Genomic DNA, 25,511 nt, shown 5'->3' with positions numbered 1-25,511 from the left:
GACGGGGGTGAAGGGGTGGAAACTCGCGTTCGCATAGCTGTTGTCGGGTCCGGACCGGCCGGAATGAGCGCCGCGGGGCGTGCCGCCGCGCTCGGCATCCCGCATGTTCTGCTCGAGAAGACCGATCACTTGTCCGATACGATTTACAAGTATCAGAAGGGCAAGCACGTCATGGCGACGCCCAACCAGTTGATCTTGCGCTCCGATCACGAGTTCGATGCCGGCAAGCGTGAACAGATCCTGGAAAAGTGGGTCGGCCGTACCGACGAGCTCAAGATCAACGTCAAGTACAACGCCGAGGTCAAGGCGATCCGCGGCACCGGTCCGGCGATCCCGGGCAGCGTCCAGAAAATCGTCATGCGCCGGCGCGGCAAGCCCGACGAGGTACAGGAAATCCAGCGCCACGAACCGCCTTACGAAATCGAGCTGACGAGCGGCGAGACGATCATCGCCGAAACGGTGATTCTCGCCATCGGCACGCAAGGCAACCCGACGCTCGTCACTGCGCCCGGCGGCGACTTGCCGCATGTGACGTACCAGCTCGACGATCCGACCGAAGTGCTGGACGAGCATATCGTCGTCGTCGGCGTGGGCGATGCGGGGATCGAGAACGCGCGCGGTCTGGCCGAGGATCCGGCGCAGCGCAACGTCGTCTCGATTCTCAACCGCAAGCCCAAGTCGACCAACGTTCGCGAAAGCTTCGCCAACGCCAAGGAGCCCAATGCCAAGGCGCTGATCGAGGACGATGCCGAGGGCAAGCTGACGATCCGCTACGAATCCGAGATCAAGCAAGTCGAGGAAGGCTGGGTCACGCTTTCGACGCGCGACGGCGAGGAGCGGATCAAATGCGACCGCGTGATCGCACGCATCGGTTCGGCGCCGCCGCGCACGTTCGTCGAACAGTGCGGCATCGAGTTCACCAGCGACGACCGCCAGGCCTATCCAACGCTTTCGCCGGTGTTCGAATCGACCGCGCCCGGCATCTTCGTGATCGGCGCGCTGGCGGGCTATCCGCTGATCAAGCACTGCATGAACCAGGGCTACGACGTCGTCGAGTTCATCAACGGCAACACCGAGCTCAAGCCCGCCGACGAACCGCTGTTGGTCGAGACCTTTGCGGGACTGCCGCACAATAAGTCGGTCGAGGACTGGCTGGCGCATCTCAAGGCCAACGTCTCGATCCTGCACGACATGAGCACGCTGCAGCTGCGCGAATTCATGCTCGATTCGGACATGCGTGCCTATGCCGCGGGAGAGACGATTTTCGAAAAGAGCGCGCCGGGCTCCTCGCTGTTCGCCATCGTCGAGGGCAGCGTGTCCGTCCGGATCGACAAGAACGATCCGACCAAGACGGTGACGATCCCGCAAGGCTCGATCTTCGGGGAAGTCGGCCTGATTTCCGGCCGCCGCCGCAGCGCCACCGTGGTCGCCGCCGAGCAGACGATCTGTGTCGAGATCAGCCGCAACGCCGCGCTCAAGCTGATGAGCCAGGTCCCGCCCGCCAAGCGCGAGATCGAGCGGATTTCGACCGAGCGACAGCTGTTGCAGATGTTCGGATCGGGCCTCACCGCCGAAGACCTTTCCGAAGTCATGGCCACTGCCAAGTTCAAGACGATCCCGGCAGGCACCGAGATCATCACCGAGGGCGATCGCGGCAAGAACATCTTCGTCATCCGTTCCGGATCGATGACGGTCGAGAAGAACATCGGCGGCAAGCCGGTGTTCCTCTCCTACCTGCCCGCAGGCTCCTATGTCGGCGAAATGGCGCTGATCGACGATCTCCCACGCTCGGCAACGGTGCGCGCGGCGATCAAATCCGACGTCATCGAGCTCGACGGCGAGGCTTTCCAGCGCGTGCTGCAGGCGAAGCCCGCGCTGTTCGCATCGGCGCGCAAGGAGATGGAAGTGCGCCGCCGCACCAACGAGATGATCGAATCGCGCAAGGAGAACTTCTCCACGATCGTTCAGCTCTATTCCGAACAAGCCGACTTCCTCGTCTCGCAAGGCATCGGCGAGGCGACCGACGTGCTGCTGATCGACGAAACGCTGTGCGTCGGCTGCGACAATTGCGAAAAGGCCTGCGCCGACAGCCACGACGGCCTCTCGCGGCTCGATCGCGAAGCCGGACTGACGTTCGCGCACTTGCACGTGCCGACCAGTTGCCGTCATTGCGAACACCCGCACTGCATGGCCGACTGCCCGCCCAATGCGCTGCATCGCGGGCCCGACGGCGAAGTCTCGATCGACGAGACCTGCATCGGCTGCGGCAACTGCCAGCGCAACTGCCCCTACGGCGTCATCCGGATGGACGCCCGGCCGCCCAAGAAACCATCGCTGCTCGCCTGGATGTTCCTCGGCAAGGGGCCGGGCCCGGGCGAGGCCTCGAAGCTGTGGCGCAAGAAGAATTCGCAGGGCGATCAGGTCAAGAAGGCGATCAAGTGCGACATGTGCACTGGTATCGAAGGCGGTCCGAGCTGCGTGCGCGCGTGCCCGACCGGCGCCGCGATCCGCGTCTCGCCCGACGTGTTCCTTTCGGTCACCAACATGGTGGACGAAGGCTGATGGCGACCAACCTCTCCTCGGGCGCGCTCCAGGCGGGCCGCGAATTCCGCACCGACCACGAGAGCTTCCTGCAGCATCGCAGCTTCCGCTGGCTCAAGCTGTCGAGCCTGCTGATGCTGGTCTGCATCGCCGCCTATTTCCTGATCGACGTCGAGCCGCGCCCCAATGGCGGGACCTGGGTGGGCTACACGCTGGGGACGATCGGCGCGGGGCTGATCGTGTGGCTCTCGCTGCTGGGCTTTCGCAAGCGTGCGATCACCGAGGGTGGCTGGTCGCTGAAGGCCTGGACGTCGGCGCACGTCTATCTCGGACTTTCACTGATCGTCATCGCCACACTCCACACCGGTTTCCAGCTCGGCTGGAACGTGCATACACTGGCCTATGCGCTGATGATGCTGGTGATCGTCTCGGGCATCGTCGGCATCTGGTTCTACAGCACGATCCCGGCCGAACTCAGCCTCAACCGCCGTGAGATGACGCAGCGACAAATGCTCGAAGGCCTGAAAGCGCTCGACCGCCAGCTCAACGAGGCGGCGCAGCCACTGCCGCGCGATCAGGCCGATACGGTGCTGGCGGCGCTGGGCGATAGCCCATTCTCGGCGGGCTTCTGGCGGCGCACGTTCAACTACTACCCCGGCTGCAAGACGACACGGGCCATCGCCGTGTTCGACGACGTGCCTGCGTCCGACAAGGATGCGAAGCGCGTCCAGCGCCTGCTGATGCGGCGCAAGGGGCAGCTCGAGCGCATCCGCCGGCACATGAAGCTCAAGGCGCTGCTGGAATCCTGGCTATTCGTGCACGTCCCCGCGACGCTGGCCCTGATCGCCGCGCTCGCCGCGCACATCGTCAGCGTCTTCTTCTACTGGTAGGCCGCGGCGATGGCGTTCAAGCTCAGGTCGATCGACGTTACGGCCACCGGGCGCGAAATCGTTCGCGATACGGACCTGGCAAGCAATGTCCTGACGATCGGTCGCTCGGCGGAGTGCGACATCCATCTGCCCGATCTTGCGCTCGAATCGCGGCACGCGCGGATGAGCCTGCTCGCGGGTGGACGTGTCGCGATCGAGGCCACTGGTACGCTCGGCTTCAGCGTCGATGGAACCGATGCCAAGGCGGCGGAAATCGATCCGCAAATCGGCGCCGAACTGGGATTTGCGACGTATCGCATCACGATCGGGCGCGAAGGCGAGGATGTCCTTCTCACCGTGCGCAAGACCGCCTCGGTCGGCGGGGATCTCGAGGAAAAGCAGGGCTTCTCGCTCGCTGGCGTGCTGCCGAGCAAGCGCTGGATTTCGTGGGCCCTCGTGCTCGTCATTCTCGCTGCGTTCCTCGCGGTGCCGATCATCAGCCACGCCACGCGCGATGCGGCGGCGAAGGAAAAAGTGATCGGCGATGCCGCATGGAGCACCGGAGAGCTCAGCCTGGCGCACCATTCGCTCAAGGACAGCTGCGAATCTTGCCACGTCGATGCTTTCGTTTCGGTCCGCGACGAGACCTGCAAGTCCTGCCACAAGGACACGCACGACCACGCCAGCCGCGAGCGGTTGCTCGCCGCGCACGGCAACCAGCCCTGGGGTACCAAGCTCTTGTGGTCGGTGGCGGAGACGTTCGGCAAGGAAGGGCAGGACTCGTGCTCGGACTGCCATAGCGAGCACGAGGGCCCGGTCGAACTGCAAGCAGAGAACCAGCAGTTCTGCTCGGACTGCCATGCCGATCTCAAAAGCAACCTGGCCGACACGCGGCTTGGCAACGCGTCCGATTTCGGCCTGGAGCACCCGCAATTCATGCCGGCGATCGTCGCCGATCCCGCAACCAGGACGATCAAGCGCGTGCCGCTCGACGGCGACCTGAAAGAGGACAACGGCCTCAAGTTCCCGCACAAGCTCCATCTCGATCCGCGCGGCGGGGTTGCGCGGATGGCGGCGAACATCGGTGCGGAGCGCGGCTACGGATCCAACGGGATGGAATGCAAGGATTGCCACCATCCGACCCAGGACGGCGCCCGGTTCGTCAAGGTCGATATGGACCGCGATTGCGAGGCTTGTCACAGCTTGTCCTTCGATGAAGTCGGTGGCCAGTTCCGCAAGCTCGACCATGGCAATATCCAGAAGATCGTCGCCGAGCTGAATTCCGCGGACGTCTCGCGGCCGCTGCCCAATCCGCGGCGCCGGCCCGGGCTCTATTCCGAGGGACCGTACCGCTTCGCCTTCTCGGCGCCGGTCTGGCGCGGACTGCAATGGCGCACGGCGCTGTCGCCTCAGGGTGTTTGCGGCGAATGCCATCGTCCCGAGTTTCAGGGCGGCAAGCCCGGAGTGATGCCGGTGACGCTGCAGACGCGCTACTTCCACAAGGGCTGGTTCGATCACGAACCGCACAGCCAGGAAAAATGCGAGACCTGCCATCTGGCGGACGCCTCGACCAGCAACACCGACTTGCTGCTACCCGGCGTGAAGGATTGCCGCACCTGCCACCTCGGGGAGGACGCCAGGGCCCCCAAAATTCCCTCGACGTGCGCGATGTGCCATGGCTTCCATACGCCGGCGCAAGGAGTTCTCTCCCAATTCGACGATTCCAAGCCAGCCAAGACGACGATCAACGATAAGAAGAAAACGAACGAAGCGAGTTAGAGCGCGGGAGACAGGAAGGCTCATGTGCTGATCGCACAGATTACGGATATCCATGTCGGCTTCGACCGCGGGAACGCCGACGAACACAACTTGCGACGGCTTCGCGCCGTCTTGAACCGATTGAACGACGGCCCGGACCGGCCCGATCTCCTGCTGCTGACGGGCGATCTGACCGAGTACGGCGATCGCGAAAGCTATGCGCTCTTGCAGGAGGCGCTGCAGGACTGCGCCTACCCGGTCTGGCCGGCGGCGGGAAATCACGACATGCGCAGCGCGCTGATCGAGGCGTTTCCGCAAGTCCCGGCGCAGGACGGCTTCGTCCAGTACGTGCTGGATTACCCCGCGATCAGCATCATCGTCATCGACACGCTCGAGGAGGGTCGTCACGGCGGTGCGTTCTGCGAGGTTCGCGCGGACTGGCTCGAGAAGGCGCTGGCGCCGCGTGCGGACCGCCCCTGTATCATTGTCATGCATCATCCGCCGTTTGAATCGGGGATCGCCTGGCTCGACAGCGGCGCCGAGGAACCCTGGATCCAACGCTTTGCCACAACCGTCGCGGGGCACGATCAGGTCGTCGCGATCCTGTCCGGCCATCTTCACCGCCCGATCAGCACGGTGTGGAACGGCATCGCGCTGACGGTGGCGGGATCGACGGCCCCACTCGCCGCGCTGGACCTGACGGCCATCGATATCACGCGTCCCGATGGCCGGGCGATGATTTCCAACGAGCCGCCGGTGCTCACGCTGCATCGTTGGGACGGACGACGATTGATCTCGCACATGGAAGGCGTCGAAGGCGCGCAGATCCTCGCGCGCTACGACGAGAAATTCCTGCCGGTGGTGCAACTGATCGACCGGGAGCGACGCGAGCGCTGAGGGCGATCAGGCCGTACCGCTCACCACGATCAGCGGATCGCCATGCAGGCCGTCGGCGAGGACATCGCCGCCGATATCTCGGAATCCCGCCGCCTCCAGGTAGAGCGCGACGAGGCGGGCGCGGTTCTGCAGATCCAGTTCGAGCCAGATCCGCACTGCTTTGGTCGGGAAGCAGCGGTTCGAGATGGAAATGTGGACCCGGCCACCCGGTCGCAGCATGCGCCGGACGTCGGAGAACACTTCGGCGGGCTGGACGAGGTATTGCACCGATACGCAGCACAGCGCCGCGTCGAACGCGGCATCGCCAAGCGGCAGGCCGGGATCGCGGTTGAGATCGTGCATCAGTCGCTGCGTCAGGCGCGGATTCGCCTCCAGTTCGGCGCGGTTCATGCCTTGCCCGACGACGTCGCCGAGCCGCAGATCGTCCGGCAAATGGCTCACCCAGCTCGACATCAGATCGAGCACATCGGCCCCCGGCGACAGGACACTGCGATAGTGCGCGGTCAGCGCCGCGATCGCGCCTTCGTCGATATGCGTGACCAGCCGTTCGGGCGCGTAGAAGCGGCCATCATCACTCTCGTCCTGACGACGAAAAGCGCCTGCTGGAAGTTGCGCCAACGCGCTCAATTTGGAATCGCTCAATCCTTGGCGAGGCGCCGCATGGGGATCCAGGCGGTCATGTCCGGCTCGTCGCTCACCTTATAGGGCACGCCGCGCCGATTGATGAACAGCTTTTCCATCTCGGGCCGCGTGAAAGGCCGCGAGCCGAGCCGGCCGAACACTGCGATCTGCCCGCCGGTCTCGTCGACACCGCGGTCGCGGTCGAGACCCTTGGACAGCGCGCGGGCCGGTGAAGGGGTGCGCGCCCAGGCGATCAGCTCGGGCTTGGGCGGCGGCGAGAAGCCGTAGAAGTTGGGCTGGATTTCTGGCGAGGTGAGCTGCAGCACCTTGAGCCCGTTGCGGCCATCGGCGACGTAAGCGAACAGCGAGGCGTTGGTGGTGGCGACGACCACGTCCATCGCATCGTTGAGCTGCCCGTCGAGCGTGACCTTCTGGTAGATCCGCGGGCTTTCCGGCCGCGTCACGTTGACGATCACCAGCCCGTCCTGCTTCGCCGCGACATAGGCGTAAGTGCGTGCGACATAGACTCGCTGCGCATCGGCGAGCGGCACCGTGGCGGCGGGGATCGCGACCGGCTGGCGCAAGTTGGTCACGTCGAACAGTTGCAGGCCGGCGCCCGACGTCAGCCACAAGTAGCGGAACTGCACCGCCGTCGCGCGCGCGTCCGCCACCGGCAGCACCGCGGTGACCTTGGGCTCCAGTGGCTTCGCCAGATCGACCACCACCAGCCCGGCATCGGCGGTCACGTAAGCGATCTCGCCCGCCAGCGTGATATGCCGCGCGCCCTTGAGCACGCCGTCCGGGTTCCAGGTCAGCGAGCGCTTGAGGAAGTTGTTGCGGAACTCGCCGTCCTGCAAGGTATCGACATCGACCAGGATCAGGCCCTCCTCGCTGTCGGTGATCACGGCGTAGCGGTAGATGTCCCGCATGCGCTGTTCCTGATTGACGTCGAGCAGGCTCAGCGGGCTGCCGTCGGCCTTCATCACCGGCTTGCCGTCGTCGCCCTTGATCTGGTTCGCGGCCATGTCGTCGTTGCGCTTGACCGAGACCGGCTGGTTGGTCGCCAGCGCCATGCAAGTCGCGTTCTTGCTGGAGACCCGCGTGTCCTGGCCGAGCGGCGAGAACGGCGCGGTGATCAGCGCGTCGGAGAAGGTCTTGTTGCCGATCGAGGCGGCATCGTAGACGTGGAAGCCCCCCTTGCCCTCGGCCACGTAGACGTATTCGCCGCGCAGCTGGATGCAGCCGACTTGCCCGCGCGTGGATTGCACCACGTTGCGGAAGTTTTCCAGCGCCTTGGTCTCGCCCGATCCGGCGGCGTCGAAGGCCTTGCCGCGCACCCAGGACTTGAGCTCGCGCTTGTTGTCGTCGACGTGCATGCGCCAGTAGTCGGGATAGGCGTATTTCTGGAGATAGGAGCCGATCACGGCTTGCGGCTCGTCCCACTCGGTGACGCGCACTGCCTCGATGCCGCTGTCGAGCCCGACCCAGGCGTTGAGCCCGACGAAGTTCACGAAATTGGTACCCAGCAACAGCGTCTGCGCCATGATCGCGTTGTTATCGTCCTGGGCGGAGACGTGACAGTCGGTGCAGGTCTTGGTCTCGGTCAGGCGCACAGTGTGCGGGAAATGCGGCGCAAAGGCCTGGCTCGAATAGCCCGGCGCGCTGACCGGCGGCTGTTGTACATAGATGCGCTCTCGATTGACGTTGGTCGAGGAGAGCACCAGCGCCGAGGACGAGCGGATCGGCGCGACCTGATTGCCCTTGGTGGTCATGTGCTTGCCGAGCTGGAAGATCTGGTCGCGCGCCACTTGCGGGTTGTAAGTCGCGAAGTTGCGCGTCTCCTCACCCTCGTAGTGGTGCATCACCGTCTTCCAGTTCGCCTCGATCGGCAAGTGGCAGCCGCCGCAGCTGGTCGACCACGAGAGGTGGCAGGTGAAGCACGCCATCTCGCCGTCCTTGTGCGCCCGGTCTTCGAGCGGGACGCCGGGGCCGAAGCCGAATGTGCCGTCGTCGGCACCCGATGCGCTCATCAGCTTGGCGCGCGCGGACTTGGCGTTGAATTCGGGCGAGGCGGGATCGACCGAGTTCTTCACCAGGCTGACGTTCCATTGCAGTCCGGGATCGGCGATGGAGCGCTGGATCAGATGCCTGCGGCCGAAGCTGTCGGTGCTCCACTCGAAGCGGCGCGAACCGTCGGGGTTGCGCAGCAATGCGAGGTTGTTGCCCTTGGGGGGCGCGGCGGGGCCCGAGGTCATCAGCGTCGGGTACGCGTCGGCAGTGCCGTGGCAGTCGTTGCAGCGGATTTCGACCGCATTGGCCACTTCGGTGTAGATCAACCCATTGCCGTGCGCGTCCTGTGCGAAGTGGCAATCGGCGCACTGCATGCCCTTCTCGGCATGGATGTCCATCATATGGACCGCCTTGCCGGGGTTCGTGCCGGGCTGGACCCACTTGCCCTCGCCGCCCTTGCGGAACTTCTCGGGATCGTCGTTGGCGACCATGTGCGCCGTGTCGGTGCCGTACGTCGCCTGGTTGCCGTCCTTGTCGAGTAGGTTGCCGTCGCGGTCACGCTTGAACACGGCGCGGAAGTTCCAGCCATGACCGTGGTAATCCGCGAACTGCGTGTCCTTGAGGTCCTTGTTGAGATCGTAGACGTTACGCAGGAAGTCGACGTCGGCCCAGCGCCCGCGCGCGGCGGCGGCTTCCGGATTGCGCTCGTAGGCAAGGTGGACTTCCTCGGCGGTCGGATAGCGCTGGTTCTTCGGCCACATCGCCGGCGCATCGGATTCGTAGTCCCACATCGTGTAGCCGAGGTAGGGATTCACGAAGACGTTGGGCTGGTGCATGTGGCAGTTCATGCACATCGAGGTCGGGATGGCGCGGGTGAAGACGTGCTGCAGCGGGTGGCCGTATTCCCGATCGTCCTCGTCGCTGCGCGAATAGGGCTCGGGGTCCTTCCAGCCTTCGTGGTGGCCTTCGTCCTTGGCCTCCTTCTTGCCGCCTTCGTAGGCCACCTTCTCGCCGTAGCCTTCGTCGCCGTGCTTCGCGTCGTCGTGCCCGCCCTTGAGGCCACCGTGCGCGCCGGGCTGCTTGAGGCGCGCGATCGTCGGGTCCTTGGTGATCGATTGGCCGTCGCGCCCGAGCGGGGCGTAGATCGAGCTTTCGCGCGGTTCGCGGCTGTTGGCGTAAATCACGTGGCAAGAGGAACAGCCCGAGCTGCGATAGTCGCCCGGCTGGTCGTTGGTGCCCATGAACCAGGTGAACGGGTCGTTGAGGCGCGTCTTGGTGATGTTGAGCACCGGGATCGACACGCGCAGGCCCGTACCGGGGCCACGGTTCGACTGGCGGATGTCCGGCCGGCCGGGTTCCTCGAGCCGCTGGATCAGCCCGGTCGGATTGGGCAGGCCGACTTCGGCGAACTGGGTATTGATGTTGCGGCCGCCGCGCTCGAACACGCGGAACACGTCGGCGGGCGGCACGACGGTCCAGGCGGGCAGCGGATAAAGCGTCGCGATGGCGCCGCGCGCTTCCTGTTCCTTGGTGATCGTGCCGGGCTTCTCGCCGGGCGACTGGATCACCGCAGGCTCGCCCTCGCGGGTATAGGCTTCGCCGAGGACGTAGTTCTTGAAGGGCAGAATGCCGTTGTTGTACGATCCGCCGCCCCACAGCATGGCGCCCGAGGCCATGATCGACCGCTCCGCCGCCTCGATCACCGGCATGTGGCAGGCGCCGCAGGCTTCGCGCGCAATGCGGTAGTCGCCGGGGTTCACGAACCGCACGAACTCGGGCGATTCCTTATTGAGCAGGGTGTAGCTGCGCTCCGGATTGCGCGAGTGCGGATAGTGCCAGCTTTCGGGATACTTGGGCAGCACGTGCGCCTGTTCGCGCGCGGCGACGTATTGCGGATGCTCGAAGCCGAGCTCGGGATTACCCATCACCGAAGCGTTGCCGCCGTGACAGTCGATGCAGCCCAACTTGACCGCGGGCGTCGCGTGCATGCTCGGCGCGTCGGACGCGGTGTGGCACGAAACGCAGCCTGCCGACTTGGCGTCCACTTCGGCTTGGGTCTGGCGCGCTGGTGCGGGGCCCGCCTTGACCAGCGAATAGTCGCGCGAGACCGGTTTCTCGCCGCCGGAGGCGAAGACGGTGGTCGCCGGCACGGCGAGGATCGCCAGGAGGGCGGCCACGATGAGGAGCAAGCGCGAGATCGGCATCGGATGGCGCATCAGTAGGTCAACACTATGTTGCCGAGGATCGAGTAGTAATTCTCGTTCCCGTCGAAGTTGGTGAACAGGTCGTTGAAGCCGTCACCCGGCACCAGGACCGCGCCCGAGAGCCGGAAGACGATGTTCTGGTTGGCCTTGGGCCGCCAGGTCGCGGCGGCGGACAAGTCCCAGCCGATCTCCTTGGGAATCGAGCCTTCGCTGCGCAGCGTCTGCAGCACTGCGGTGTTCTCGAACCACAAGTGGTTGGCATTGGTCGCGATGCGCAAGGTCGGCGTCAGGTCGAAGTCCGCGCCGGCACCGACGAGGATCGTGCCCGGATTGATGAAGTTCGACTGGCCTTGCTCCTTGGAGGAGCGCAAGTCGTTGAGAATGCCGTTGCGGCCGTTGATCCCGACCGCGCGGCCACCGCCGATGAAGGGGACCGGCTGGCGGATCCAGTAGCTGGTGTCGGCGCCTGCAAAGACCGGATTTTCGAAGATCGCATCGAAGCCGTTTTCGGTGTCGTCGAAAGGATCGTCGTCGCCGCTGGCGTAGAGTCCGGAAAGGCGGAAGCGCACCCAGTTGCGGTCGTAGCTCAGTTCCGCGGCGCCGAAGAAGGCGCGAATGTCCGCCGGGCGGCCGGTAAAGACGTTGTCGCGGTCTTCGCCCAGCGCGGCGTAGCCGAAAGCCGTGAGGTTGAGCCGTCCCAGGCGCCCGTCGACGCCGTAGCCGAGATAGGCGACGTCGTAGTCGCGCCCCTGAAGATTGCCGATCAGCGCCGGGCGGACCGGAAAGCCGTTGTCGTCGGACTTCGTCTCGTTCGCCTCGCGGTTGATGTTGATCGCCGCGATCAGTTCGCTGGTCATGCCGACGAACGGAAAGTCCTGCCGGTAGATATTGCCGATGAAGACGTAGTCCTGCCTTGGCGCCTGAACGATCGAATTGAGGCCGCTGTTGGTGTCCTTTTCGAGGCGCCAGGCGAGGTACAGATTATACTGGAAGCGGTTGTTGTCACGGTTGCCGAAGTAGCGGAACGACAGCTGGTTGTCGTTGAACAGGAAGCCGCGGAAATCGGCCTGAAACGGCTGGATGCCGACCCGCAGCGATTCGAAGTCGTAGCGGTCCGACGTGTTGCGCACGTGATAATCGAGGAACGCTTCCTGCACGCCAAGGAACTGGTCGAAGCGAGTGCGGCCCTTGGTCGGCTTGACGTAGAGGATGCGCTTTTCGGGCACCTCGACGTAGTTCATGTTGTAGGCGAGCGTGACGCGCCATTCGACGTCCGGCGGCTTGTAGGCGGTGTAGCCCTTGATCAGCGCCGCACCGACGAGGAACGTCTGCGACGCGATCAGACTGGTCGGGCGGCCGAAGACGTCGTTGGAGCCCGGCCGCGCGGGATACTGGATGCCCACCGGCAGCGGCAGGCTGCGCGGTTCGATCACGGTATCCGAGACGGCGTTGAGCACGAAGAACCAGTCCTCGCCCTTGATCGGCAGCCAGGGGACCTTGGCCTTGTTGATCGGCCGATCGCCCTTGTAGGTGTTCTGGTGATAGGGGTCCCAGAAGTTCTCGGTGACCAGCCCCAGCGTCTGGATCAGGCGCCAGCGGTCGGGAATCGCGATCTGCTCGGCCGGAAAGGCTTCGGGCGGCGGCGCGCGCACGGCTCCGGGATTGTCCTGCGTCACCGCCTCGGGCAGCTCGGCCTGCACGCCGGGGCGGCGGCGGCCGTCGATCAGTTCGTCCTCGACCGCGTCGGGTTCGTCATCGCTGCCGGGGCGGCCGATGATGTTTTCGGGAGCGGTCTCGTCCCCACCGACTGCCGGCGGTGCTTCGTCGCTCGCGCCGTCCTCGGTGGGCGGCGTATCCGCGGGCGGTGGCACCGGCGCATTCGCGGTGTCCGCCGCGGGTTGGGCGAAAAGCAGCGGAAGCGCGAGAGACCAGTACGCCATTATTTGCCCTGGCAGACGTTCTGTTCGGGCGTGCCGATGAACGGCGCGAACGGGCAGGCGATGAAGGTCAGTTGCTGCTGGCCGCTGCCGGCGGGAATGACGATCTGGTCGGAGCGGATCCCGAGCGGCGGGACGTTGATCGAACCGAGCTTCTGGCTGGCGTTGAACAGGCCGAGGAAGGCGATCATGTCGCTCTGGTCGTCGCCGTCGCCCGAGGAGCCGATCGCGCCGACCAGCTCGTTGCCGCGATAGATCGGGGTGCCGCCCGCGAACAGGGTGATGCCGTTGTTGATCCGGTTCTTGCCCGTCGCCGGTACGATCGGCAGGTCCGAACACATCTTGGGCACGTCGGGCCCGTTACCCAAGATGAAGTTCACGTGCTGGATGATGTCGGGCGTGATCAGTGCCGACTGCAGCCCCGTGTTGAAGATGCTGAATTTCGTCTCGGGCACCGAAAGCGGCCCCGGCGGATTGCCGCGCTCGCCATCGGGGAAATTGGGCCGCGCGAGGTTGCCGATCGCCCGCACCGAGTAGGCGGTGCCGCCGGTGAGCGCGCTGGCATCGTTGACGAAGGCGCGGAACGCCGCGACGTAGGGCGGTACGTCGGGATCGGCCGCAGCAAGCAAGTCGGGAGCGGCGAACCGGCTCGAGAAGAACGCCATCGTGCGGGCCTTCTGCGGCACCGCGTCGATCGCGTCGACCAGCGCGTCGGGTCCGCGCACCAGCCCCAGGATCTCCCCGTTGGTATCGACCACCACGATCGTATTCTGCGCACGGTTGTCGACCGGGCGGCGGACTTGCGCGCGGGCGCGGCGCTGCACGTCGAACGCCTCGACCAGCATCGTACGCACTTCGTTCTCGGTCAGCGGCTGCGAGACGTTTGCGCCGTCGGTCCCGGCCTTGGGCAGGTAGCGGGTGTTGCCAGTGCCGTCGCTCACCACCCAGATGTCGGGATCGTTGTAGCCGTCCGAGGGCTTGGCCGGGCGGATCCCCGATTCCTCGGTCCCGTAGATTGCCCCTGCGAGAATGCCGAAACTGGCGTCGTAGTAGCCGGGAACATTGAGAAAGCTGCCGACCGATCCATTCAGCGCGGCGAAGCTGGACGTGGCGCCCGAGCTCTTGAAATCGGCGGGTGTGGCTTCGGAAAAGCGCAGCAACGTGCCGTCGATGCTGATGCGCGGGGCCTTGATCTCTTCTGCGGGTTCGAAGCCGCGCGTGGCGGCAAGCGCAACGATTTCCTCGCGCAAATCGGCGTCGCGCTCGCGGTATTCGGTGTCGAAGCCGTAGACGCCGTCTCCGATCACCGCGACCGAACCGACCACTGCACCCTGTTTGTAGAGCGGGAAGGCTCCCGCATCCGCGCCGACGCCGAGCGGGCCGCGCTTGGTGCCCGCGAGATTGCCCGGGACGCCCACGCCGAGGAAGCGGCGCGAGACGTCCGAGCAGGGCAGCTGGCTGAACTGGACGCTGAAAAGCGCGCCGCTCTCGAGGCCTTGCGTCAACTTCGAGGGCGGAAAGACGTCCTGGACGATGTCGTTGGCGGTGCGGCTCGAGAAGGCGCCGCCGACCGACGAGAAGTAGGAGGAAGTCAGCGCCTTGGAAATGCCCCCGGCCACCGCGGCGGGGGCGGGCAAGTCGAGCCCCTGCAAGTTCGTCAGCGACGAATCGAGCCGCGAGCCATCGGGCGCGGGCGGGGTCTTGAGCGTGAGGTCGGTGCCGTTCATCGCCCAGACCGCGAGCACGTTGCCGACGCGATCGATCACGACGAAGCCTGCGTTGAAGTTCTGTGCCTGCGCCTCGGCAACGCCCTGAGTGATGACCTTTTCGATGTCCGCGACCGTGAGGCCGACTTGCGCGGGCACCTGGAAGACGCTGCCCGAAGGCGGTGGCGGCACGGTCGGGCTCGGTGTCGGCGTCGGGCTCGGCGACGAATCGTCATCGCCCCCGCAGGCCGACAGCAGCAGCGCGAGGCTGCAGACAATCGCCGTGACTCCCCGCACCAGCATCAGCGCAGCCTGCCGATGGCGCCCGCCGCCTGCCCGAGAGCGCTCCGGAAGGTTCCGGGATCGAAGCTTTCGGGTGAGCCGACGGCGGCATAGGCGCGATTGATGTTCGAACGGATGCCTGCGGCGGCGCCGACAGTGACGCGGCCTTCGCGCACCAGCGCATTGAGCAGCGTATCGATCGCCATCACCGCCTGCGCCGAACCGGCATAGTCCGTGAAGCGCGGGGCGGTGGTCTTGCCGGCGATGGCCGCGATCACCTGGAACGCCGTCTCGCCCGAATAGCCGCGTGCGGCCAGGGCGTCGGAAAGGCCCGCGGCCGCCGAAGCCAGCTTCTGCGCCGCAGCCGCCGCTTCGTCGCGGCCCTTGCCCATCGCGACGTGGAAATTGCGCGCAGCCGCGTCGAAGCTCGCGCCTTGTCCCGGCGCGAGGACCTTGGACACGGCCGAGAGCATGATGATGTTCTCGTCGTTGTAGGGCGGATTGCCGAAAGGGATCGGACGGGCGGGATTGGTCTCGAAGGTCCGCTTGGCATCCGGATTGTCGCTGATGCCGCGATGGCAGCTGTGGCAATCGAAAAAGTAGAACTGCGGGAAGGCGCCTTCCGTGCCGAACTTCGGATCGGCGTAGAGCGTGGCCTGCCGCCGTACCGCTTCGGCCTGGCCGACCGCCCACATCTGGACACTGTCCGGCTGCCCCTTGCGGCGCACGTAATCGGCATCGAGGTTGTAGTGCTGCTGCAGCGAAGAGAACAGGTCGAGCTCGAACGAGACGCGCGGATGCCCGGCGGCCATCATCGAATGCGTGACGAACTGGCCGGCGTCGCTGCTGCCGAAGTGGCAATCGAGGCAGACCTGCGCGCGCACCTTGGGCCGCTCGAGCGGAACGAGACCGGCAGCGACGTTGGAGGCATGCGTCGCCGGCAGCGCATAGTGCGCGGAAAGCCAGCCCGAGGCGGCGCCGTGGCAGCCTTCGCACGAAACGCCGTCCGAGGCCTGATAGCGATCGCCGCGCGCGCCGGCCGGGGCATTGGTCGCGTGGCAGCCGAGGCACGCCGTCGCGCTTCCCGCGCGGCCGAGACCCAGCGCGGACGCGATCCGCTCGCCGCGCGGGGTCGAAAGCACGGCAGCGGCCCGACTGTGCGCGCCGGTCTTGCTCGAGGGTTCCTGCCAGATGCGCAGCTCGTCCTGACGCACGATCTTGCCATCGCCCTCGTTGCGGCCATGGCAGGTCGATCCGGCGCAGCTCGCCACGCCTTCGAAGGTGCCCGCCGCCTGCGCGACGCTCCAGACGCCGCAAGCGATCAGGAACAGGACAAGTACTTCAAATCCTTTGAAGACTTTCCGTAAGGACCAGCACAACGCCCCCGTTTGCGCCACAGTCATGACCCCCCTTGTTTACAGCGATCCGAATCGTCTTCGCTGCACTCCCCTTCCCACAAGTCGTCATTACCTACTCCGGTCACCGGTTCGTCAACAAGAGGCAGCAGCGAATCCAGGGGACTTTCTTCGAACCCGACGAGTACTGATGCGGTGCCGGAGAGTTCTTCGGGATCGGCGGGCGTGCCGATGCCGTCACCCCCGCCCGGAATGGCGATGGCTTCGTTGATCGCTTTGATCTGATCGCTGCGCGGCAAGTCCTTGGTGATGGACGGCGGTTCGGTTGGTGTCGGAGTTGGAGTTGGAGTTGGAGTCGGAGTTGGTGTGGGTGTCGGAGTTGGAGTCGGCGTCGGAGTTGGTGTGGGTGTTGGAGTGGGCGTTGGTGTCGGTGTCGGAGTGGGCGTCGGCGTCGGAGTCGGAGTTGGTGTGGGTGTTGGTGTTGGTGTTGGTGTTGGCGTCGGCGTTGGCGTTGGTGTCGGAGTGGGCGTTGGCGTCGGCACGGGGGTAGGTGTCGGTGTCGGCACCGGCGTAGGAGTTGGGGTCGGAACGGGAGTCGGAGTGGGTGTCGGAGTCGGCACAGGTGTAGGAGTTGGAGTCGGCGTCGGCACCGGCGTTGGAGTTGGTGTCGGTGTCGGTACCGGGGTCGGAGTGGGCGTGGGTACCGGCGTCGGAGTCGGTGTCGGAGTTGGCGTCGGAGTGACGCCGCAGCCGGTGGCGGTCGCGCCGATCACGCAGCCGTTGATCGTCGAGCGCGCATCGAAGCCGCTCGCCGTGGGGGCGGGCGTTCCGTTGATGATCACTGCACTCTCGGTGGCCAGACCCTGCCGGTCGTTGACGATGCCGTTGATGGCGATGATCGTATCGGGGGAACCGGTCGCGATCGCCAAGGCATCGCTGTTGATCCCGCGACGATCTGCATATTCGGTCGTCGCACCGGTGTTCTGTACTGCAAGCAGCGACCCGGCATTGGCCACGATCGCGTTGGCAACGATGACATCGGGCGAAGCCGAAGCCGTGTAAGGCTGATTCGTCAGCGCCGTCACTTGATCGGCCGTGGTCGCAGCGTCGATCGCGGAAATCGTGCTGGTCGTGGCGGCGATGATCTCGTCGGCGCTCAGCTGAAGATTGCCGGTCGGCGTATTCCCGTTGGTAATTTCGATCAGCCCGTCACGGTCGAGCACGATCTCGATCCGGCGCGCCGTAATCGCGACGGTGGAATCGTTGCTGGGGCTGGTCGCGACGAACGGCCCGTTGACCTGGACGAGACCGCCGTTCGCGATGGTCAGCGTGCCGCCATCGCCGATTTGTCCGCCGGATCCGAACACCGGGGAGAACGAATCGATCAGGGTGGGGAAGGCGGCGTCTCCCGGCGAGGCGATGATGATCTCGGTGTCGGCGGCCAGCTGCTCGAATTCCGCCTGACTGACCCCGAACGAGGGCCCCGAACCGACGACGCCGATTTCCACGGGAATGTCGGGATCGGTATTGATCAGGCTGATCGTGTCGGTCGTCCCGAAAGCGCCGACTTGTCCCCCGCTCAGCAATTGCAGATCGCTGCCGGCGATCTCGATCGTGGAGCCCAGGATCGTATTGTTGATGAAGACGGTGTCGCCGGCGTCGAACGCCGCATCCGTCGTCGCCGTCACGGTGCCGTCGACGAAGATGTCGGTGCCAGCCCGGACGGTGACGGTATTGCCCTCGACCGATTGCGAGATGGTAACCGAGCTGTCCGTGCTGATCAGGGTAACGTCATCAGGATCGACGATATCGACGTTCAGCGCGCCGACGGTCCGGACGAAGATGTCGCCCGGCGCCTGAATTTCGGCAAAATCCAGGGTGCCCAGCGATTCGATCCGCACGTCGCTGCCGGAGAAGGCGGTGACTTTCCCGTCCGATTCGAGATCGATGCTCACCGTAATCGGGCCGTCGCTCGCATCGAGCTGCGTCGTGCCGCCCGAGGCGAGCCGCTCGAGTTCGATACCCTGCGGCGCGGTGAGCGTCACCGCGCCACCCGCGACGATCGCGCCGGTGCCGCTGATCGTGTTGCCATCGACTGTCAGCGTGCCCGAGGTCGTGTCGAACGTCCCCCCGGCAGCGACGTCGATGCGGACGCCGCCCGTGGCGTCGAGCGCGCTCTGACCGGCCACCACGAGATCACCGTTCAGATCGATCTCGATGGCTGGCGAAGCGCCCGCGATTTGCCCCAGGGAATTGACGAGAAGGTCGCCGCCGACGTCGAGCGAGCCTGATCCCGCCCCGGTGGCAACGATTTGCGCGAGTCCGGCCGTGCTGGGGCCAGTCGCGCTCGATGAATCGACACCCCCGAACCCGCTGCTTTCGATGAGGAGATCGCCGGAGATCGTGTTGGCGCCGTTGCCGAGGCCGAGCGTCGCGGTGCCGCCAAGGCCGCGACCGCCGGGCGCACCCGAAGCGCTTTCGCTGCCCCCGAACCCGCTCGCGTCGAGCATCGCCGCGCCATTAACGGTGAAAGAGCCGCCGGCTTCGTTGAAGGCGACGCTGCCGCCTTGTCCCGTTCCGCCGGCTGTCGAGCCCCCCGAAGAACGGCCGCCGAACCCGCGTGCGCGGTAATCGAACCGATCGAACGTGTCATTGTCGCCGACCACGAATTGCCCGCCCGATGAGATCGAGACGACGTTGCCGAGGCTGCTGGCGTCGAGGAAACCGCCGGTGCCCGTACCGCCGGTTCCTCCATTGGTGGCATCGCCGCCCTCTCCGTTCGCTTCGAAGAAGACCGAACTCACCGTCGTGAAGAGGCCGTCGTTCCGCACGAAGCCACCGACCGAACCGCCGGTGCCAGCGCCGCCATTTCCGCCCGCAACGCTGGCGCCACCGATGCCGGTCGCACTGAAGGATGCGCCGAGGCGTGTATTCAGTATGCCGCCGTCGATATCGAACTGCACGCTGCCGCCTTGCGCCGAGCCGCCTGCCGCGTTGGCGTCGTTGCTTTGCCCACCAATCGCCGAGGCATCGGCGGAGAAGCCGCCTTCGGAGCCGTCGATCGCTATGGTCCCGCCGCCGATGGCGTTGATCGCGATCGCGCCGCCCACCGCGTCGCCCGGCGTGAAATCGCCACCCGTCGCCTCGCCGGCCAGCGCGCGCGCGCTGGCGTAGAGGTCGCCGTCGATCTGCAGCAAGCCATCGTTCCGGGCGGCAATCTCGACGGTGCCACCCCTGGCGTCCGCTCCGGTGTAGACTGTGAGCGGTGTTCCGGCGCGCGTCGCGTCGGCAAGCAGGCTGGGGCTGTTCGAGATCGTGATCGATCCGCCGTCAGCCGCCAGAGTGATGTCGCCGCCCGTGTTGACCGCAGGGTCGAACGTTTCCCCCGAGCCATAGAGGGCCCGAGCTTCCATGCGCAGGCGCTCCAAGGTGACGGTACCTGCGGTGGCGCTCAGCCCGATCGTGCCGCCCGACGCAGTGCCGCCGGTCGCGTCGGGGCCGATCCCCGAGGACGCGACACCGCTGGCATCGAACGAGGTAGTGCCCAGCACATCGAGCGTGCCGCTGGCCACCGCGATGCGGGCCGTGCCGCCGGTGCCGTTGCCGCCGCCGCCATCGCCCGAGGGATCCACGGCCTGTCCGCCCACGGCCATGGTGAGGTTCCCGGAAACGTCGACGTCGGCTCCGGTAAGGTCGAACGTGGCGGTGCCCCCCGTCGCATCGCCCGATGGCGCGGCATTCGCTCCAGAGCCGCCGAGAGCCGACGCATTGAGCGCCAGATTGCCGGTGTCGAGAACGCCCGGTCCGGCGTTGATCGCGATGATCCCGCCCGTCGCCGCGCCGCCGGCGCCATTGCTCGTGCTGTTGCCGCCCGTCGCATTGGCCGCGATCTGGATGGGGCCGGCGATGGCGATGGTCCCGCCCGTGTCGAGATTCAGCGTGACAGTGCCACCGAAGGCATCGCCGGTGGCGATATCCACTGGACTTCCGCCTTCGACGAGATCGCCGGCGGTCGCGCTCGCGTTAACCGTGAACAGACCGCTGCTGGTCGTGATCTCGCCTGCGTTGAGCGCTTCGATCAGGACCGTGCCGCCGCGCGCGTCGTGACCGGTGTAGGCGGTGGGTGTGGGTGTAGGAGTGGGAGTCGGTGTCGGGGCTCTGCGGCTCGCGCTCGCCGAAACCGCGAGGTCGTTGACCAAAGCGATGGATCCGCCATCGGCCCTTGCCGTCGCGCGCCCGCCAGTGGCTGCGGCGGGATTGAATTGCGCGCCCGAGCCGTAGAGCGCATCGGCGAACACCATGCCTCTGTCGGCGTCGATCGATCCCCCGGCGGACGCTATCAACGACGCGCTGCCACCGAAGGCATTGCCGCCGCGCGCATCCTCAGCTGTTGAGGAGCCGCCCAAGGCCTGGCCGTAGATCAGGATGTCCTGAGCGGAAACCGCGCCGCCGTCGGCGATGAGCGAAGCCTCGCCGCCGGTCGCATCGCCCGCGCCGGCATTCGCAGAATCGCGCGTGACGGCATTGGCGCGCACGTCGATCGACGATCCGCTCGCAAGCGATCCGGACGAGGCCGTCAGCGTTGCTGAGCCGCCGGTGGCACTGCCGGTCGCGTCGCCCGACACCGAGTCTCCGCCAGTCGCCAGTGCCGACACGAGCACGTAGCTGGCCGCAACCGCGGCGCCGTCGATGCCGAGGACGGCATCGCCGCCCGTCGCGCTCCCGCCCGCGCCCGCGACGCCAGTCGCACCAGTGGCGTTGGCCCGCACGACGAACTGGTTTTCGACGCTGACCGTCCCCGCATCGAGCTGCGCTGTGGCGGTGCCACCCCGAGCGGTGCCGCCGTCGTCGCCGATATAGGCGGACGCGTTGGGCGCGTCGGCCGCCACCACGAGCGTGCCGCCCACGGTCACGCTGGTCGAACCGCTGACAGTGCCTTCGCCAGTGATCAGCTGCGCGGTGCCGCCCGTGGCGTTGTAGTTCACGCCGAGCGGCGGCGCGTAGAAGGCGTAGTCCGATTCCTTGGCGGAAGCCTCGATCGTGATCGTATCGTCGGTCGCTACGGTGCCGCCCAAAACCGAAAGGGACGCATTGCCCCCCTCGACTTCGGCCGGAGTCGTCCCGCCGCGATAGCCGGACGCGCTCGCATCGATCGTCAGCGTGCCGATTGTTGCGGTCGGCGTGGGTGTGGGAGTTGGCGTAGGAGTGGGAGTGGGCGTCGGGGTTGGTGTGGGCGTCGGGGTCGGCGCCGGTGCTGGGGCGGGGACGTTCAAAGTCCCGCCATCGCGCACGATGACTTCGGCAGTGCCGCCCAGGCTCGTACCGCCAGTCACGCGCGCGCCGGTGTTGGCCGCTTGCGCCAGGACTCTGACGCTGCGGGCGTCGACCGATCCGCCGTCGATGGTGATCCGGGCAGTGCCGCCCTGCAAGTTCGGCGTGGTATCCCGCACCGCCGGACCGCCGTCGTTGCCGAGCACCCCGGCCGAAGCATTGAGCGTCAGATCGCCGCCGACGCTCAGCGCGCTGCCTGCGCCGACGGAAATCTCGACTTGTCCGGCCGTCGCCGCATTCGCGAAGTTGGACGCGCCGGTCGTGCCGAACGCGACCATCTCAACGTTCCCGGACACGTTCAGGGCGGTGCCGTTGCTGAGCGACAGCAGCGATCCCGCGTCGCCCGGCGCGGCATTGCCATTGGTCCCGTCGGAGCTCGCGAAGCCGCCCGTCGCGCTGCTCGAGCTTAAGAGCGAGTTCCAGTTCTGGACACCGCCACCCGCCAGCGAAATCCGGATCGAGCCACTCGTGCCGTCGCCGCCTTGGATCGATCCGAAATCGCCCTCGCCGCGCGCGAGCAGAGTCACGTCGGACAAGGCGAAGGTGCCGCCCGTATCGATCAGGCTGACTTGCCCGCCGATCCCGTTTCCACCGGTATCATCGGAGAAGCCACCGTTGCCCAACGCGGAGGCGAACAGACTCCCCGATATCGATCCGCCATCGGAGACGGTGAGCGAGATCGCTCCCCCCTGGCCATCACCGCCGCTGACGTCTCCGAACGCGCCATTGCCGAGCGCCAGGAGCTGCAGGCTGCTGGCGGATATGCGCGCATCGCCGTCGGCCAGCAGCACGATGGTTCCGCCGGTGCCGGTCTGGGTGGGATCCCCGCTGTTGCCATCGGCGCGAAAGGCGGCACTGCCGGTGATGTCGATGGCGGCGTCGTCAAGCGCTTCGACCGTGATCGTCCCACCGGACGGTTGCCCCGAAACATCGACATCGAGGCTGTTCGCGAAAATCGCGCCTTCGACGCCCGAGGCCCGCAACGTCACCGCATTTGCGGCATCGAGCGTCAGATCGCTCTGGAAGAAGGCCGTTTGATCGGCGGTAGGCACTACGTCGATCGCGTCCGTGGCATAGGCCGAAACCCGGTTGGACCAGTCGCTGGCGCCGATCTCGATGCTGCCCGACGCGGCAGGATCGGCCGGCGCGCTGTCGAACGTGTATCCCCCGTCGGCACCGGCACCCTGGCCTGCCGCCAGGACCACGGCGCTGCCGTCGTTCGAGGCGAGAGTGGCGGGGGTATAGCCGATGGTGCCGGTCAGCAGCATCGTCAGGGCATCGTTCTTGGGGATCGCGACGACGCGGATTTCCTGCACGTCGCTCGGGCCGGTGCTGGCACCGCCGAAAGTCGAACCGGTGTGGACGATGCCGTTGCCGTCTTCGGTGCCGACCGTGACATCGATGTCGATCAGGCCGGTGTTGATCGTCAGCGTGGCCGCTTCGGCTGCGACGAGAGCCGCGGGTGCGCCCTCGGTGCCGAGATTGACGCGCCCGGCTTGCTCGATGCGCGGAGCGACCGCCGCGAAGTAATTCGAGACCCGGATCGAATCTTCGAGCGTGTTCGACGGCGCTTCGATCGTGATCCGCGAATCGGAAAGGGCCGGGGTCAGCGAGCGAATCTGGCTTTCGGTGAACAGCCCACTCGAATAGTCGATGTCCATCGTCGAGAGCAGCAGGCCGCCGACGTTGAAGCGCGCGTCCTGGCCGATGACGATGCCGTAAGGCGAAAAGAACCAGACATCGCCGCCAGTGCCGTTGACCGCACCGTTGAACTGCACGAGCTGGCCCGCATCGTCCGGAATGATTCGGTTGAGCACGGTGAAGCGGCCGGAAAAGCCGCTGCCGGTCTCGAACGTAGCAGTGGTTCCTGCCGGCTGGAAATCCCACACGGCGGGCGGCGGTGTTGGGGCTGGCGCCGGGGTCGGTGTCGGGGTCGGCCGCCAGGTGATGACGGTTTCGGCGTTGTTGAGCTCGACGGTGGTAGTGCCGCTGCCGTTGAAGATAGCGGGATTGCCGAGATCGGCGGTCGGATCGCCTTGGAACGATTGCGCCCCCGCTGTGCCGGGCAGCGCCAGTCCCACCACCAGCGCGGCGAGGCTGGTTCCGCCCAGAACCCGATGGCGGCACGCGGCGGAGCGGGGCGTGAAGCTGCGGGCGTGTCTTGGCTGTTCCATCATCAGCGACCCCATGGCGCCAGCAGCGCCCTCACATTGAAAAGCACGCGCACGTCACCGCGCTTGGTCTCGTCGGGCGCCGTCTTGAGCGGCGCGGCGACGGTCAGGCTGGCCTGGATGCGGTTGCCCCAGCGGCCGCGCACGCCGCCGCCCGCCGATTGCACGTTCACCGGATCGTCGATCGTGCCGCGGTCGCGGTTGGTCCAGACCCAGGCGGTGTCGAAGAAGGCGAAAGGCTGGATCGAGAACGAGTCAAGCGATTGCGGAATGATCTTGCCGTAGCTGATCTCGAACGAACTGCCGATGCCGCTGTCGCCGATCACTTCGCCGGGATCGTAGCCGCGTCCGTTGGTGTAGTTGCTGACGCTGTACTGTTCGAACCCGAGCAGCGCATCGGGGGAATACTGAATGCGCGGTTCCGCCGAAATGGCGAGCTCTGGCGTCGGACGATATTCGGCGCGCGCGTCGAACCGCGCGACGAAGGCGGAGGGATCGGCGAAGAAGCGGCTGATCGGGGTGTTGGGAGCCACGCAATTGCTGACCGGGGAGCAATCGTTGCTGGCGCCGAGCCCCGACAGGCCCTGGCGCAGCTCGAGCGCGCCCGACACGCGCCACCGGGGCTCACTGTAGGAATAACCGTCGCGGCCGAGATTGCTGTCCGCGTCAGTCGCATCGCCCTCGATCCGGGCGAACAGGACGCGCAGCTTGTCCTTGGTGAAGGGAACCGCGCCGAAATCGACCGACTGGTCGACGATGTCGAAGCCGCCGGCGGCGTAGACGTTGCCGAGGCGCGAGCGCAGCAGCGGATAGCGCAGTTCCAGACTGCCGACGAACGTTTCGGAGCTGAATACGCCGCCGTTCGAGGACGGCTCGCTCTTGGCATAAAGCAGTCGGCCGCCGAGGCGTAGGCCATCGGCATTGAGCGCGAAGTCATGCCCGATTTGCGCGACCAGTTGTTCTTCGAAGTCGATCGTCGCCAAGCCGGAGACGATCGTGCGATCACCCAGGCCGGTCAGGTCGTTGAGCACGAGTTGCGCGGAAAGCGATGTCGGGCCCACCGCCTTCGACCCGTAATTGAGGGCGCCGACCGCGAACTGCACCGGCGTCCGCTCGACGAGGACGTCGCCGACCACCTCGCCCGGGGCGCCGTTCGCCGGACGCAGCTTGAGCCGCACCGTGTATCCAGGAAGATCGCCAAGCAGCAGCAAATGCCGCTCGGCCTGCAAGGCATTGAAGTATTGGCCCTGAGCCAGCTTGGCAAGGTGGCGCTCGATCAGCTTGCCGCTCGGCCCGATATCGCCGCGCGCCTGCACTTCGACGAGCCGCGCGATCAGCACATCGAGGCGCACCGTTCCCATCGGCTCGATGCGTTGCGGCGGGATCTGCACTGCGGCGAGATAACCCAGCGAGCGCAGGATCGTCGCCGCACGGTCGCGCACTTCGCACAAGGTCGAGACGGGAACTTCGCGGCCCGCGAATTCCTGCCAGGTCGAATCGAGTTGCGTGGGGGAGATGACCGTGAGCTGCGGAAACTCCACACGCGCGAACGTTACCTTCGTATTGGCGAAGGAGGGATCGGCGAAAGGGCAGGGACCGCGCTCGATATCGCCTTCCACCGACAGCCGCGGACCTTGCGTGCCTGGTTCCTGGGAGGTGTCGATCCCCAGCTCTTCGCGCGTGGGCGGGGCTTCCGCCTGCTGCGCGGCAGCGGGAAGCGCTGCACCCGCCAGACCGGCGACCGCCAGCGCGACGCAAGACGCGTGCCTCAGACGGAAAGACGACGAGTGCCTTACACGTGCCAACGATACCCCCCAACCGCACTCGCG

At 66.2% G+C, this 25,511-nt stretch carries 11 protein-coding genes; 4 read left to right on the top strand and 7 right to left on the bottom strand.

Going from position 1 to position 25,511, the window contains the following annotated elements:
* The first annotated feature begins 15 nt into the window (after positions 1 to 15).
* From GQO94_RS03040 to GQO94_RS03025, 4 genes are read left to right on the top strand one after another with little or no spacing between them, the layout of a single operon-like run.
* Positions 16 to 2,562 (top strand): cyclic nucleotide-binding domain-containing protein, encoded by a 2,547-nt coding sequence (locus GQO94_RS03040; RefSeq protein WP_156839671.1) that lies wholly within the window; start codon positions 16 to 18, stop codon positions 2,560 to 2,562.
* Positions 2,562 to 3,431, top strand: coding sequence for a hypothetical protein (locus GQO94_RS03035; RefSeq protein ID WP_156839670.1), 870 nt, complete (start codon positions 2,562 to 2,564; stop codon positions 3,429 to 3,431). Before GQO94_RS03040 ends, GQO94_RS03035 begins: the two co-directional genes overlap by 1 nt.
* Before the next feature lie 9 nt (positions 3,432 to 3,440).
* Positions 3,441 to 5,189 (top strand): cytochrome c3 family protein, encoded by a 1,749-nt coding sequence (locus GQO94_RS03030; protein ID WP_156839669.1) that lies wholly within the window; start codon positions 3,441 to 3,443, stop codon positions 5,187 to 5,189.
* A gap of 24 nt (positions 5,190 to 5,213) precedes the next feature.
* Complete coding sequence (locus GQO94_RS03025) at positions 5,214 to 6,065, top strand: metallophosphoesterase (RefSeq protein ID WP_156839668.1); 852 nt, start codon at positions 5,214 to 5,216, stop codon at positions 6,063 to 6,065.
* A 6-nt stretch (positions 6,066 to 6,071) separates the two neighbouring features.
* Here GQO94_RS03025 and GQO94_RS03020 read toward each other — a convergent pair whose 3' ends face one another.
* Genes GQO94_RS03020 through GQO94_RS02990 form a run of 7 tightly spaced genes read right to left on the bottom strand, consistent with a single transcriptional unit; the run spans position 6,072 to position 25,487 of the window.
* A complete protein-coding gene (locus GQO94_RS03020) occupies positions 6,072 to 6,707 on the bottom strand; it encodes a class I SAM-dependent methyltransferase (protein ID WP_232332747.1) in 636 nt (211 codons plus the stop codon).
* The gene (locus GQO94_RS03015) at positions 6,704 to 10,912 is read right to left on the bottom strand and encodes an LVIVD repeat-containing protein (protein ID WP_232332746.1); all 4,209 of its coding nucleotides are present in this window, start codon (positions 10,910 to 10,912) and stop codon (positions 6,704 to 6,706) included. Before GQO94_RS03015 ends, GQO94_RS03020 begins: the two co-directional genes overlap by 4 nt.
* Positions 10,912 to 12,840, bottom strand: a complete 1,929-nt coding sequence (locus GQO94_RS03010) for a hypothetical protein (RefSeq protein ID WP_232332745.1) — start codon at positions 12,838 to 12,840, stop codon at positions 10,912 to 10,914. Before GQO94_RS03010 ends, GQO94_RS03015 begins: the two co-directional genes overlap by 1 nt.
* Positions 12,840 to 14,846, bottom strand: coding sequence for a heme-degrading domain-containing protein (locus tag GQO94_RS03005; protein WP_156839666.1), 2,007 nt, complete (start codon positions 14,844 to 14,846; stop codon positions 12,840 to 12,842). Before GQO94_RS03005 ends, GQO94_RS03010 begins: the two co-directional genes overlap by 1 nt.
* Entirely contained in the window at positions 14,846 to 16,228 is a 1,383-nt protein-coding gene (locus GQO94_RS03000; RefSeq protein ID WP_156839665.1) for a multiheme c-type cytochrome, read from the bottom strand. The genes GQO94_RS03005 and GQO94_RS03000 overlap by 1 nt, the downstream gene beginning before the upstream one ends.
* Entirely contained in the window at positions 16,225 to 23,688 is a 7,464-nt protein-coding gene (locus GQO94_RS21205) for a hypothetical protein (protein WP_198045775.1), read from the bottom strand. Before GQO94_RS21205 ends, GQO94_RS03000 begins: the two co-directional genes overlap by 4 nt.
* Positions 23,688 to 25,487 (bottom strand): ShlB/FhaC/HecB family hemolysin secretion/activation protein, encoded by a 1,800-nt coding sequence (locus tag GQO94_RS02990; RefSeq protein WP_232332744.1) that lies wholly within the window; start codon positions 25,485 to 25,487, stop codon positions 23,688 to 23,690. The genes GQO94_RS21205 and GQO94_RS02990 overlap by 1 nt, the downstream gene beginning before the upstream one ends.
* Positions 25,488 to 25,511: the final 24 nt, after the last annotated feature.

It is taken from the genome of Novosphingobium aquimarinum, assembly GCF_009746585.1.
In the GTDB taxonomy this organism is placed as follows: Bacteria; Pseudomonadota; Alphaproteobacteria; order Sphingomonadales; family Sphingomonadaceae; genus Novosphingobium; species Novosphingobium aquimarinum.
This window is presented reverse-complemented; position numbering and strand designations above follow the sequence as displayed.